This is a genomic window from Yeguia hominis, assembly GCF_014384705.1.
Taxonomy (GTDB): Bacteria; Bacillota; Clostridia; order Oscillospirales; family Acutalibacteraceae; genus Yeguia; species Yeguia hominis.
The window spans coordinates 54,663-67,131 of sequence record NZ_JACRSN010000011.1; the positions used below are offsets into that span (position 1 = coordinate 54,663).

15 protein-coding genes are annotated in these 12,469 nt (G+C 54.4%); 11 read left to right on the forward strand and 4 right to left on the reverse strand.

Features of this window, described 5'->3' with window-relative positions:
* Positions 1-7 precede the first annotated feature (7 nt).
* The 3 genes from proB to IAG03_RS08410 are packed head-to-tail and all read left to right on the forward strand — an operon-like array spanning position 8 to position 2,975.
* Complete coding sequence (gene proB / locus IAG03_RS08400; protein WP_249319667.1) at positions 8-814, forward strand: glutamate 5-kinase; 807 nt, start codon at positions 8-10, stop codon at positions 812-814.
* Positions 815-844: 30 nt separating this feature from the next.
* The gene (locus tag IAG03_RS08405; protein WP_249319668.1) at positions 845-2,080 is read left to right on the forward strand and encodes a glutamate-5-semialdehyde dehydrogenase; all 1,236 of its coding nucleotides are present in this window, start codon (positions 845-847) and stop codon (positions 2,078-2,080) included.
* 13 nt (positions 2,081-2,093) lie between these two features.
* Positions 2,094-2,975: a hypothetical protein gene (locus IAG03_RS08410; protein WP_249319669.1), complete on the forward strand. Its 882-nt coding sequence runs from the start codon at positions 2,094-2,096 to the stop codon at positions 2,973-2,975.
* Between the two features lie 55 nt (positions 2,976-3,030).
* Here the strand turns inward: IAG03_RS08410 and IAG03_RS08415 are convergent, their stop codons facing one another.
* Genes IAG03_RS08415 through IAG03_RS08425 form a run of 3 tightly spaced genes read right to left on the reverse strand, consistent with a single transcriptional unit; the run spans position 3,031 to position 4,076 of the window.
* Positions 3,031-3,435 (reverse strand): hypothetical protein, encoded by a 405-nt coding sequence (locus IAG03_RS08415; protein WP_249319670.1) that lies wholly within the window; start codon positions 3,433-3,435, stop codon positions 3,031-3,033.
* Between the two features lie 37 nt (positions 3,436-3,472).
* Positions 3,473-3,832, reverse strand: coding sequence for a hypothetical protein (locus tag IAG03_RS08420; RefSeq protein ID WP_249319671.1), 360 nt, complete (start codon positions 3,830-3,832; stop codon positions 3,473-3,475).
* A gap of 7 nt (positions 3,833-3,839) precedes the next feature.
* Positions 3,840-4,076 carry an alpha/beta hydrolase gene (locus tag IAG03_RS08425; protein ID WP_249319672.1) on the reverse strand — a complete coding sequence of 79 codons (237 nt, stop codon included), beginning with the start codon at positions 4,074-4,076 and terminating at the stop codon, positions 3,840-3,842.
* 203 nt (positions 4,077-4,279) lie between these two features.
* Between IAG03_RS08425 and IAG03_RS08430 the strand changes: the two genes are divergently transcribed.
* The 4 genes from IAG03_RS08430 (at position 4,280) to rpe (ending at position 7,723) form a co-directional block, all read left to right on the forward strand.
* Positions 4,280-4,750 (forward strand): metallophosphoesterase family protein, encoded by a 471-nt coding sequence (locus IAG03_RS08430; protein ID WP_249319673.1) that lies wholly within the window; start codon positions 4,280-4,282, stop codon positions 4,748-4,750.
* An 86-nt stretch (positions 4,751-4,836) separates the two neighbouring features.
* A complete protein-coding gene (locus tag IAG03_RS08435) occupies positions 4,837-6,549 on the forward strand; it encodes a phospho-sugar mutase (RefSeq protein WP_249319674.1) in 1,713 nt (570 codons plus the stop codon).
* 21 nt (positions 6,550-6,570) lie between these two features.
* Positions 6,571-6,849, forward strand: a complete 279-nt coding sequence (locus tag IAG03_RS08440) for a hypothetical protein (protein ID WP_249319675.1) — start codon at positions 6,571-6,573, stop codon at positions 6,847-6,849.
* Between the two features lie 241 nt (positions 6,850-7,090).
* Positions 7,091-7,723 (forward strand): ribulose-phosphate 3-epimerase, encoded by a 633-nt coding sequence (gene rpe, locus IAG03_RS08445; protein ID WP_249319676.1) that lies wholly within the window; start codon positions 7,091-7,093, stop codon positions 7,721-7,723.
* Here the strand turns inward: rpe and IAG03_RS08450 are convergent.
* Positions 7,720-8,280, reverse strand: a complete 561-nt coding sequence (locus IAG03_RS08450; RefSeq protein WP_249319677.1) for an adaptor protein MecA — start codon at positions 8,278-8,280, stop codon at positions 7,720-7,722. The genes rpe and IAG03_RS08450 overlap by 4 nt on opposite strands.
* 88 nt (positions 8,281-8,368) lie before the next feature.
* Here IAG03_RS08450 and IAG03_RS08455 point away from each other — a divergent pair, with 88 nt between their 5' ends.
* The 4 genes from IAG03_RS08455 to IAG03_RS08470 all read left to right on the forward strand — a co-directional run bounded on the left by IAG03_RS08455 (position 8,369) and on the right by IAG03_RS08470 (position 12,469).
* Positions 8,369-9,604 carry a 4Fe-4S dicluster domain-containing protein gene (locus tag IAG03_RS08455; protein ID WP_249319678.1) on the forward strand — a complete coding sequence of 412 codons (1,236 nt, stop codon included), beginning with the start codon at positions 8,369-8,371 and terminating at the stop codon, positions 9,602-9,604.
* Positions 9,601-10,596 (forward strand): RnfABCDGE type electron transport complex subunit D, encoded by a 996-nt coding sequence (locus IAG03_RS08460; RefSeq protein ID WP_249319679.1) that lies wholly within the window; start codon positions 9,601-9,603, stop codon positions 10,594-10,596. Before IAG03_RS08455 ends, IAG03_RS08460 begins: the two co-directional genes overlap by 4 nt.
* Positions 10,597-10,645: 49 nt before the next feature.
* On the forward strand, positions 10,646-12,073 hold the full coding sequence (locus IAG03_RS08465; RefSeq protein ID WP_249319680.1) for an alanine/glycine:cation symporter family protein: 1,428 nt from the start codon (positions 10,646-10,648) through the stop codon (positions 12,071-12,073).
* Positions 12,074-12,145: 72 nt separating this feature from the next.
* Positions 12,146-12,469 carry a cyclic-di-AMP receptor gene (locus IAG03_RS08470; protein WP_249319681.1) on the forward strand — a complete coding sequence of 108 codons (324 nt, stop codon included), beginning with the start codon at positions 12,146-12,148 and terminating at the stop codon, positions 12,467-12,469.

The following is a 12,469-nucleotide window of genomic DNA, read 5'->3' on the forward strand; positions in this document are numbered from 1 at the left end:
GAGAATTATGTCAAAAATTACACAGGCCAAGCGAGTGGTTGTCAAGGTGGGCACCTCTACGCTGACCTATGAAAACGGAAAACCCAATCTGCGCCGGATTGAGGCGCTTTGCAGGGTGCTAAGCGATCTGCAGGCATCCGGAAAAGAGATCATTCTGGTATCAAGCGGCGCGATTGGTGTAGGAATGGGCAAACTTGGTCTGCGGGAACGTCCGGCAGAGACCGAAAAGAAGCAGGCGCTGGCGGCGATCGGGCAGTGTGAGCTGATGTTTATTTATGATAAGCTTTTTGGCGAATACAGCCAGCCGGTCGCACAGGTGCTTTTGACAGGCGACGTTGTGCACAATCAGCATGCCATGCAGAATGTCGGGAACACCTTTCGGGAACTGATCAATATGGGGATCGTGCCGGTTGTCAACGAAAACGATACGGTTGGCGTCGATGAGCTGATCGGAAAAAATATCGGCGACAACGATACGCTGTCGGCGACGGTTGCGACACTTTTGGATGCGGATTTGCTGGTCATCCTGACGGATATTGACGGGCTTTATGACAAAAATCCGCAAAAGGATCCGGATGCCAAACGAATTCCGTATATTGAAGGGATTACAGAAGAGGTCTTTGCGCTTGCAGGCGGAGCGGGTTCAAATCGCGGAACCGGCGGTATGTATACGAAAGTCCGCGCGGCGGCGCTTGCGAACGAAGCGGGTATTACCTGCTGTGTCCTCAGCGGCGTAACGCCGGAAAATTTATATAAACTTTTTGATGGCGTACAGATTGGGACAATTTTCAGCCCTACAGGTGGCATATCATAAGGGTGTTGCAAAGAAAGGACAAGGTGCCGTATGGTGGACTTACAGGAAATGGGAAAACGCGCAAAGGCTGCGGCGAGGAGCCTTTTGACAGCAGGTGCGCGAAAAAATGCGGCGCTGCTGGCAGCGGCCGATGCAATTGAACAGGGCGCGGCAGAGATTTTGGACGCAAATGCGTTGGATCTTCAAAATGCGGACGGGCTGAGCCAAGCCTTTCGGGATCGCTTGATGCTGACGCCGGAACGGATTCGCGGTATGGCGGAAGGAATTCGGAAAGTGGCGGCGCAGACAGATCCGATCGGCGAAGTCGTCGATGGCAGAACGCTTCCGAACGGCTTGCAGCTGAAAAAAGTCCGGGTACCGCTTGGCGTCATTGGGATTATTTTTGAGGCGCGCCCCAATGTCACGGCTGATGCGGCGGCGCTCTGCCTGAAGGCAGGAAATGCCGTGATCCTGCGCGGCGGAAAGGAAGCGTTCCGCTCCAACTGCTGTATCACCGGGCTGATTCGGGGCGCCCTGGAAAGTGCGGGCTTGCCTGCAGATGCAGTGCAGATCGTCGAGGACACCAGCCGGGAATCCGCGGTTGCAATGATGGAGCTGACAGAATATCTCGATGTGCTCATTCCGCGCGGCGGCGGCGGACTGATCCGGTCGGTTGTCGCGCATTCACGCGTACCGGTGATTCAAACCGGGGAAGGGAACTGTCATATTTATGTAGATGCAACCGCAAATATCGACATGGCGGCGGAGATTGTCTACAACGCTAAAACGTCGCGGCCTTCTGTCTGCAATGCGATGGAAACACTGCTTGTCCATCAGGGTATTGCAGAAAAGGCGCTTCCTGCGATTGCCGCCCGGCTTTCGGAAAAGTCCGTGGAAATCCGCGGCTGCGACCGGACGCGGAACATCCTTCCGCAGGCAGTTCCCGCAACGGAGAAAGACTGGGAAACCGAATTTCTGGATTATATCCTGGCGGTTAAAGTGGTGGATTCTGTGGATGAGGCGATTGCACACATTGCGCAGTACTCCACGGGACACAGTGAAGCGATCATTACGGAAAGCTATGCTTCAGCGGAAAAATTTACAGCCGAGGTGGATTCTGCCGCAGTATATGTGAATGCATCCACGCGGTTTACAGATGGCGGCGAGTTTGGTCTCGGCGCAGAGGTCGGAATTTCGACACAAAAACTGCACGCAAGAGGGCCGATGGGTGTCGGCGAGCTGACCTCTACCAAATTTATTGTCTGCGGAAACGGGCAGACGCGCTAACGGAGGGAAAACCATGAATCCCGAAGAGGATACCCCGCGCGCAGAACCGGTCGTTTCGGAAGTACGAGTGGATTACCGGGATTTTTATCCGGAAAAACCGAATGCGGGCCTGCACGCCGAACCGCTTCCGGTGCAGCCTGTTTCTGCGGAAAAACAGCCGGAGGAGCCAGCTGCGGCGCTTGTGTTGGAAGCGCCAAAAGAAGCGCCCAAAACAGAGGCGTCTTTCTCTGCGCCGGAACAGACAAAAGAACCGGAAAAACAGCCGCAAGGAAAACAAGCGGTACGGCCTGTGGTTCACAAATATGGATTTGCTGCAGGAGTCGCAGTCCTATTGGCAGCATTGGCTGGCGTTGTGTTGCTGGTTTGCGCAGTCGGCGGGAAAATTGCGGATGCGGCGCAAAACACCGGCGATTTACATGCATGGGATCCGCTTTTGGACGCCGTGGTGTGGAATGACCCGGCACCGTTCGAGCAGCTTTCCGATGCCGCACCGGGGGATCTTTGTGCCTGCGCGGTGCGAAACGCCATGCAGGCTCTGTCGGAACCGGAAACCGATGAATTGGGCCGGGTGCTTGTCCCTTTTGCAGATGCGGAATCAGCTTGCAAAAAACTGTTTGGTCCGGATGCTGCTTTACAGCCGCAGGACGGCGCCTTTTATACGTATGACGCCGCGCAAAACCTGTTTTTGGTCACGCCGCTTCCGAATTCGGCTGGATATACTGCGAAGGTCGAAACGGTCGAAACAAACGGGAAGACCATTCGCTTAAAAGTGGGATGCGTTTCTGGTGTTTCACAGCATGAGCCGGATAAATGGATGGAATATACGCTGCAGGAAACACCAAAGACCGGACAAGTCTATATTTCTTCCGTTCGAGCCTGGAAGGAGCCGGCATGAAGATTTGGCAGCATGCGGAATTTTGACGATTGGCACATGTGTCGGAACTTCATTCCTATAGAGCAAGATAGAGAAGCGCGAAAAGCAGGGAAGCGTCGGCTTTTTCCGAACTGAGCAGCAAAATCAGCAAAAGAATCAGCGTGCGTTCGCTGTCTTGCAACAAGAAATCCAGAATATCTCCGGCAGGGAGACCGGGCTTTTCAGGATCTTCAGGCGGTGCTGGCCTAGGTGTCTCTGGCTGCGGCGGCACTGGAGCCCGCTGTTCCGCAGAATTGCGTGCGGCTTGCGGTGGCGTGCGGTTTTGCTGTGCGGCCGGATTCATACCGCGGCGGCCTTGCTGTGCGCGCTGCCGGGAATCTGCAACATGCAGCTCCGGGCCAGGTTTTGCTCTGGACTGCATTTCCATTGCACGGCGGACGGCCTCCTGCTGCATCCGCTGCATCTCCGGATTTGCTGGCATGAAAGCACTTCCCTTCCATCTGAATTAAGGGATGCGATTAAAAAAGCGAAGAGAGTAAGCCGGTGTCCTTTAAAAGGGGAAAAAGCCGGAGCAGCCGCAAAATTTTAATGGCTTCATCGAGCTTTTTTTGGCGTTCTTCTCCGAGAAGCGGGCGGAGTGCGTTGAGAAACCGGATGGTTTCATCGTCGCCCTGTAAATGTCCCAAGAGCGGTGCAAATTTTAAAAGGCCGCCCATCATGTCGCTGCCGGAGGAAGGTGCGGCAGGCACAGCGGGAGGCGGCTCTGCAGCGCCGGGAAGCCCGCCGGACATTCCAAGCATTCCGGCGATTGCTTTCATTTGCTCCATGCCCTCCGGGCTATTCAAGATTTCACTGAGCCTGCCTGTCAGATCCTCCATGGCTTTCTTAGCCTCCTGTGAGTTTTTTGATCAGCTGCTGTGCCTGCGGGCTGTTTAAAAGCGCGTTGGCGGCTTCCGGGTTTTGCAGAACAGATTGCAGTTTTTGCGCATCGTTTGGCTTTAGGTTTCGGAGCATGCGGTCCAGCTGTCCGCTTTGTGCGGATTGTTCCAACTCCTGCGGCGTGGTTCCCATCTTTTTTGACAGGGCGTCGAGCATGGCGCGAAGTTCGTTTTGATTTGGCATAAAATCCGGTGCGCGAAGGCACCGCTGCCCTCCTTTTTCAGGTGTTTTTATGTTGATCCGATTTGCGAAGCAGGAAATTGTGCTCCCGACGGATTGAAAGGGAGGCACACTGTGCGCGTATACTCCATTCTATGCGGCAGGAGAGAAAGTATGAACCGGAGAATCCGGGCGTTTGCGGCGGCTTTTGGAAAGGAGATGTTTTTTTGCGGATTTTGGTGTTGTCCGATTCTCACGGCGATGAACAGGCGGTGCTTTCGGCCGTTCGAGAACAACCGACGGCGGAACTTGTTGTGCATTTGGGTGACGGAGAAGCGGATCTTATAGAGGCGCGGGCAATGTTCCGCAGTAAAATGTTTCTGCAGGTTCGGGGAAATTGTGATTACGCCTCGTCTCTTCCGGCGGTTGATACGATGCTGGTGCAGGGCTTCCGGCTGTTTTTTACGCATGGACATTTGTATGACGTCAAGTTTGGAGAAGAGCGCCTGCAGGAAGCAGCACGGGCTGCAAATGCAGATGTTGCGCTTTACGGGCATACGCATGTTGCATATACAAAATATGAGGACGGGCTTTATCTTCTGAATCCCGGATCAGTGCGGGGGAGAAACGGAAGTTATGGGCTTCTCGATTTGACAGAAGCCGGAATCGTGACATCCATCGTCCGGAAAAACCGGTGACAGCAGTTGACGTCGCTGCCGGATCGTGGTACGCTTGATACCGTAAAAAGATAGAAAGCATCAAACTTAGAAAGGATGTGTGAAATATGACGGTCGAAGAAAAATATCAGACATGGCGCAGCAAAGAACTGGATGACCCGGATCTCAAAGCGGATTTGGACGCTGTTGCCGGAAAACCGGAAGAGATCAACGACCGGTTTTACCGGGATCTGACCTTTGGAACAGCCGGTCTGCGCGGAATCCTTGGTGCCGGAACGAACCGCATGAATGTTTATACGGTGCGCAAAGCGACACAGGGACTTGCCAATTATCTCAATCATCACAAAGAAGGCCAAAAGACGCCTTCGACGGCAATTGCTTATGACAGCCGCCTCAAGAGCGACGTCTTTGCCAGAGAGGCTGCCGCTGTTTTGGTGGCAAATGGGGTGCATGTTTATCTATATCCGGAGTTGATGCCGACACCGGCGATTTCCTTTGCCGTGCGGTATCTGCACTGCGATGCCGGAATCTGTGTAACGGCCAGCCACAATCCTTCGGCCTACAATGGATATAAGGTGTATGGCAACGACGGATGCCAGATTGCCGCTGAAATGGCGGACGAAGTGATGCAGGAAATTGAACAGACAGATCTTTTTACCGGTGTGAAGCGAATCTCATTTGAAGAAGCGCAGCAAAACGGCGGTGTGGAATACATTTCAGAAAGCGTAACCGAAGCGTTTTTGCATTCCGTACAAGCGGAGAGCATTTATGATGCGCACGGCGGCAATCTGAAGGTTGTGTATACGCCGCTCAACGGAACTGGACGGAAGTGCGTTCTGGAAATTTTAAAACGGACAGGCGTAACCGACGTCACCGTTGTTCCGGAGCAGGAATGGCCGGATGGGCATTTCCCGACCTGCCCGTTCCCGAATCCGGAATTGCGGGAAGCACTGAAGGTGGGGCTTGCGCTTTGCGAGAGCGTACAGCCGGATCTTTTGCTGGCGACGGATCCGGATTGCGACCGATGCGGGGTCGCGGTTCGGGATCAGGGGGCATATACGCTGCTGACCGGAAATGAAATCGGAATTCTGCTGTTTGACTTTATCGCGAAGCGCCGTACGGAGCTTCACAAGATGCCGAAGAATCCGGTCTTGATTTCCACGATTGTCAGCACCGACATGACAGATGTGATTGCGCCGCATTACGGTGTTACGGTAGACCGGGTTTTTACCGGGTTTAAAAACATCGGCGATCAGATTGCAAAGTATGAAGCAGACGGCGAAGAGAACCGATGCATCTTTTCGTTTGAAGAAAGCAACGGCTATCTTGCAGGAACCTATGTGCGGGATAAGGATGCCGTCAATTCCAGCATGATGATCTGTGCGATGGCAACTTACTACAAGCAGCGCGGACAAACCCTGATTGCAGTGCTGGAAAAGCTCTACCAGCAATACGGCTATTATCTCAGCGGCCTCGGCAACTTCTTCTTTGAGGGTGAGGACGGCATGAAGCGGATGCAGGCAATCATGGAAAAACTGCGCGCGAGTGCGCCGCAGGAGATTGCGGGCTACCGTATTACCGGCCGGAGCGACTATCAAACCTCTGAACGTTGGGATGGTGACCGGAAAAGCGAAATCCCAATGGGAAAATCCAATGTCCTGGAATACCGCATGGAAAATGGAACAAAACTGTTGGTGCGCCCCTCCGGAACAGAGCCGAAGGTCAAGGTGTATTATCTGGCGCATGCAGGTTCCCGTGCGGAAACCGAAGCGATGATCGAGAAGATGAAAGAAGATACCGGAAGGCTTCTGGGTGTCTGACCGAAAAAGGAGGAAACGGCCATGCAGTATGTATATGCCGTCATGTGGTTTGCGATTGGGTATCTGCTCATTGCAAGAATGGGAAAGGAAAACAAAGTCTTCTATTTGGGCGGCGGGCTGTTTCTGCTGTTTGGGTGCTGGTGGCTTGCAGATGCAATCTGGCCGGCGGTTGGATTCTTCAAGGGAACGCTTGGCATTGTGTTTCGGGTGATTGCCGGGATTATTCTGGTGATTGTTGCGGTGGTTTTTCTCCGGAACTATCAAAAAGATCGCAAAGCGCAGAAAGACGCCGATCATTAGCGCGTTTTGATTTTCAAACGTTCTCTTATGCGGGCAGTGTCAATCCGGCACGCGCTGCATAGGATGGAAAAGCAGGAGAATTTCCTGCTTTTATATAGATTGCCCGCTTCGGCCGCTCCGGCTGCAGCGGGCTTTTCTTGTAAAGCGGCAAATCTGCTTGAAAACTCGGAGATGATCAGGTAAAATAAAAAAAGCACATCGAGCAGATGACGCTTTTTGAGAATTTAAGGGGGAAAACAACGTGAAAGTGGCACCTTCGGTTCTTTCGGCGGATTTTACGAATTTACAGCAGGATCTTCACAGGGTTGTTTCCGGCGGAGCCGACTGGCTTCACCTGGATATTATGGACGGCGTGTTTGTGCCGAATCTTTCGTTTGGATTTCCGGTTGTGGAGGCGATTCGTCCGCTGACGGAAATTCCGTTTGATGTGCATTTAATGATTACGCATCCGAAAGAATACGTCCGGCGGTTCCGCAAGGCCGGCGCAGATATCATCAGCTTCCATTATGAAAGCGCGGATGATGTTTCGGAAACGATGGATGAAATCTGTGCAGCAGGGGCGAAACCGGCGCTTGCAATCAAGCCCGGAACGCCTGCAGAGGCGGTGCTGCCCTATTTGGATCGACTCTATATGGTTCTGGTTATGACGGTAGAGCCCGGCTTTGGCGGGCAGAAATTCATGCCGGACATGATGCAGAAAGTACGCTTTTTGAAAGAAAAGGCGCCGCATGTTCTGGTCGAGGTGGATGGCGGCATCCACGCCGGAACGGCACCATCCTGTGCGCAGGCCGGAGTGGATGTCTGCGTGGCCGGAACGGGGGTGTTCCTTGCGGAAGATCCGGCGGCGGCGATTCATGCGCTGCAAAACGCTTAACGCACAGTAGAAAAGTAGGGCGCGAGCGCGTCCAGAAAATTTGAGGAAAGCAGGCGGCCGTGTTCCCGCAGGAGAGAGGCGGCCGCCCGGCCTTTGCCGCAGAGCGTTCCGTATTCCCCGAGAAGGAGCGCGGTTTTGACGCGCCGGATGTACCGCGGAGAAATGATCAGACAAAACGTATCGCGGTCTGAAAACAGGGACGCTTTGCTGGTAAGCCCGGCGCGAAGCAGCCGTTTGGCAGCATCCAGAAGGTCATCGATGGTTCGAAACCGGTAGATGAGCGGGCCGGCAACACCCTTGATCCGGTATTGTCTGCGCGGAGAGGTCGAGAACAGCAGCAGGGTTTCCCCGTCATGAGAGGTGGAAATTCGGATGGTGATTTCTCCGTGACCCGCAGAAAAGGATGCCCGGTCACAGGCTGCGGCGAAAATTTTTGCGACGGTAAGCCGGGTGTGCAGGTTTTGCCACTGCGTTTCCGGATGAATGCCGAGAGAATCGGTTTCCGTGGGGGACAGGACAACGAGCAAGTGGGTGGGGTCGATAGATTTGATTTTCAATCGGGCACCTCCATTCAAAGCGGACGGCTCGAAACCGCTCTGCTTCATATTATGAAGATCTGAGGAATTTTGGAAGGGACTGGAAAAGTTGGCGGCAGCAATTTGGAAAGGAATAGAGCCTGACAGGCAGAACCGGCCTTCGCCAAGACGAATTACAGTGGTGTCTGTTCCGGAGCAGGTGTGGATTCCGCTGACGGCGGAAACGCCGGAAGAGGGGCTGCTGCTGACGGGCGGCCGAAAAGTAATTCGGTTTCAGCCGGTCTGCATTCCGGAAACACAGTTACCGTCGTATTCGCCTGTTTGCGGAGAGGTCTTGCGTTTTGAAACCGTTCCGCATCCGCTGCAGGGCGCGCTGCGCTGTGCGGTGACGGAAGTGGCTCCGCGGCAAAAGGCGCTGCGTGGAATTCCGCCTGCTGCAGAAGGAATTCCGGGTGCGGAAATGATTTTGCGGGTGGCTGGAAGTGCTGCCATTTTGGAGGAACTGAGCGGGGAGCCGCTCTATGACACACTGAAAGGTATGCAGACGGATGGTGTCGAATGCCTGGCCGCTGCGGCATTTGATGAGGATCCCTATTCCTCTGCAGAGGAGGCGGCATTTTCCTGTGATACCGAAGCCGCACTGGATGGGCTTGCACTTGCAGCTGCGGCAATTGGCGCGAAAACGATGCGGGTCATATGTCCGGGCGAAACCGGGCGCCGAAAGCTACGGGGAGAATCTGCTTCCCTTTGGCAGGATGCAGGTACCCGGTATCCTGTATGGCCGCTGCTTTCTCAAAAGCCGGCTTTTCAGCATGCGGGAATCATCGGGATACAGGCCTGTATTGCGCTGTCGGACGCCGTGCGTGCCGGAGTGCCGCAGACCGATACCGTTATTTCCGTGTCGGGCGAAGGGGTTCCGGAACCGAAAAATGTAAAGGTGCTGATTGGAACGCCGGTTCGCGCTGTTCTGGAAGCTTGCGGCCTGGGCATCCGCTCGCGGGAGTTTACCGTGGTAATGGGATCTTCCTGGAATGGTGCTGCGGTACAGGATCTTTCTGCCCCTGTAATGGCGGTTACCCGCAGCTTGCTGGTGCTTCCGGTCGGAAAGAAGCGGGAGACCAGGGCCTGCATCGGGTGCGGCGCCTGCGAGCGTGCTTGTCCGGCGGGGCTTGCCCTGTGGCGGGCTGCGGAACTTTTTCAGCGGAAACGGCCGCCCAAAGCGCTTTTGGATGCTTGGGAGCAACGGTGCCTGGGCTGCAACACCTGTACGTTTGGATGTCCGGCGGGACTGGGTATGCCGCTGTTATTTGCAGAGAGAAGACAAAAGGAGGCGGATGCGGGATGAGAGGCCAGCTGTGGGTTCGAAAAAACCGCACGATTCCGAGAATGATGGCCGATGCGTTGCTTGCACTGGCGGTGCTTTCGCTGCTTCCGCTTGCCTTTTATGGACCTCGTGCAGGGATTCTTCTTTTATCGGGTATTCTTGGTGCCTGCGGTGCGGAAGCGCTGCGCGGTCTCCTTTTTCGAAAGCAGGCGTTTGACGGCTCCGCGGTTGTAACGGGCATGATCGTTGCACTGCTGCTTCCGGCAGCTGTACCGGTCTGGATGCCTGCGGCCGGTGCGTTTGCAGGTGTTTTAGTGGGAAAACTTCCGATTGGCCGCGGCGGCCGGAATTTGCTGAATCCGGCGGCGTTTGGGCTTGCGGGACTGACGCTCTGCTGGCCGAAACAGGTGTTTGGCTATTGTGCACTGGAGAAGCTTCCGCTGCTGGCAACTTGCCAAGTGAATCCGGAATGGTCTCCGGGCGCATTCCTGAAAGCGGGAATGAAACCGGAAATCCTTCCGTATGATCTGCTTTGGGGGCAATATCCCGGCCCGATGGGTGCGGGATTTGCGGTGATGCTGGCCGCGTGCGCTGTCTTTTTTGTGCTGCGCCGGGATGTTCGGCTGTATGTGCCGGTTGTTCTTTTGGGAACAGCGGCAATCGTTGCTGCTATTTTTCCGCGATTCTCTGAATTATCGGCGCTTGCTTCCGTGAAATATGAGCTGCTTTCCGGTTCGCTGCTCTTTTGTGCCGTGTTTCTGGCGGCGGATCCCGTAACTTCTCCGCGTACAGCGGTCGGATCGGTCTGCTTTGCAGTGGTTGTCGGCGCGTTTGTAATGGCGTACCGCTGGTTTGGCAGTTATGAAGAAGGCACCTGTTTTGCCATATTATTTGGGAATCTTCTTTCTCCTGTGTTGGACGGTATCGTCTGCACGTTCCGGGAAAGACCGATCCGGTGCAAGGCGAAAGTGCCGCGCGCCCAGGCAAAAACGGCAGACGAAAGCACAGTCTGAGGTACTAACGGGCATCCGCTTGCTCATACACTAATATGGGTGAAGTAAGATGCATGTGCTTTTTGCAATCGGACAGGGATTAAAAGGATTTTTATGGGGATGGCCGGTGCTTTCGGCCATCCTTTTGGCAGGTGCAAATTTAAGTATTCGGAGCGGATTTTTTCAGCTGACACACGCCCGGCTTTGGTTGCGTAAGACTGCGTTTGCGTTGTTCGGTCAGTCTGCGCGGAAAGAAGGAAAACAGGGCGTATCCGCGCTGCAGGCCGTGTCAACGGCGCTTGCCGGGTCCATTGGAACCGGCAACATTGTCGGCGTTGCAACTGCACTGACGCTCGGCGGGCCGGGCGCAATTTTTTGGATGTGGATTTCAGCGCTGCTGGGCATGATGACGATTTTTTCCGAAACGGTTCTCGGCATGAAGTACCGGGTTCGGGATGAATCCGGATTTTGGCGCGGCGGTGCCATGTATTATCTGGAGCGCGGTCTGCACAGCCCATGGCTGGCAAAACTGTTTGCGGCAGCCTGTGTGCTTGCGTCACTCGGCATGGGGAATATGGCACAGGCAAATTCTATTGCACAGGCGTTTGGAGAGGGATTTGGCTTGTCTCCGCTTCTGACCGGCGGCGTTTTAAGCGTCCTGTTATTTGCGGTTGCCTGCGGCGGGATCCGCCGCACGGCTCGTGTTGCGGAAAAATTGGTGCCGGGGATGGCAATCGGTTATCTGCTTGCCTGTTCGATCGTGCTGTTTTTGTTTCGAAACAACTTGGGTCACGCGATCGCCGAGATTTTTTCGCAAGCCTTCAGCCTTCGGGCAGCGGCGGGCGGTACGGGCGGGGTTGTCATGCTGCGGGCCATGCGCGCCGGCGTTTCCCGCGGAATTTTTACAAACGAAGCGGGATTGGGAAGTTCCGTCATGGCACATACCAGTACCTGCAACCATTCTCCGGTGGAGCAGGGCATGTGGGGGATCTTTCAGGTCTTTATTGATACCTGGGTAATGTGTACGCTGACGGCGCTCTGTATTCTTTCCAGCGGGGTTATGAAAACCGGAAAAGACGGCGCTGCGTTGAGCACAGAAACGTTCCGGTCCGCCTTTGGAAATGGCGGCGCCATTTTTGTCGCGGTAGCGGTTGCCCTGTTTGCCTTTGCAACGATGCTGGCGTGGTGCTGCTATGGCGAGGCCGGTCTGCGGTATCTTTCCGGCGGACGCGGCATATGGGGATACCGGCTTCTGTTTGCAGCAGCGGCATTTTTCGCCTGTCGGATGGATCTTGGCTCCGTCTGGGACCTGTGCGATACGTTTAATGGGATGATGGCAATTCCGAACCTGGCGGCAGTCTTTTTCCTGTCCGGCGAGGTGCTCTCGGAACTGCGGCAATATCTGGATGCCGAAAAGCAGGTCCGAATTACGCGAAACGGATCCGCACGCGAAGCTGAAAAAAAGTATAGCTTTTTTTCCACAAAAGTGATAAAATAAATATAGACAAAAACGGAAGCGAAAAATGTTTCCGTATGGACTTTTCTATCAAAATATTGGGAGGGACACCAAATGAAATTAATCCTCGCGATTGTAAGTAACGATGACAGCAGTGCGGTTTCTAGGTCGCTCACAAAAGAAGGCTTTTCCGTTACAAAGCTTGCGACAACGGGCGGATTCCTGATGGCCGGGAATACGACGTTTATTGCGGGTGTTGAGGATGATAAAGTGGATCGGGTCATTGAACTGATCGCAGAGCGGAGCAGCCGCCGCACGCAGGTGATTCCGAGCACGGCGAGCATGGACGTCGGAATTTATTCCTCGTTCCCGGTTGAAGTTACGGTTGGCGGTTCGACGATCTTTGTGCTCAATATCGATCGTTTCGAAAAGGTTTAA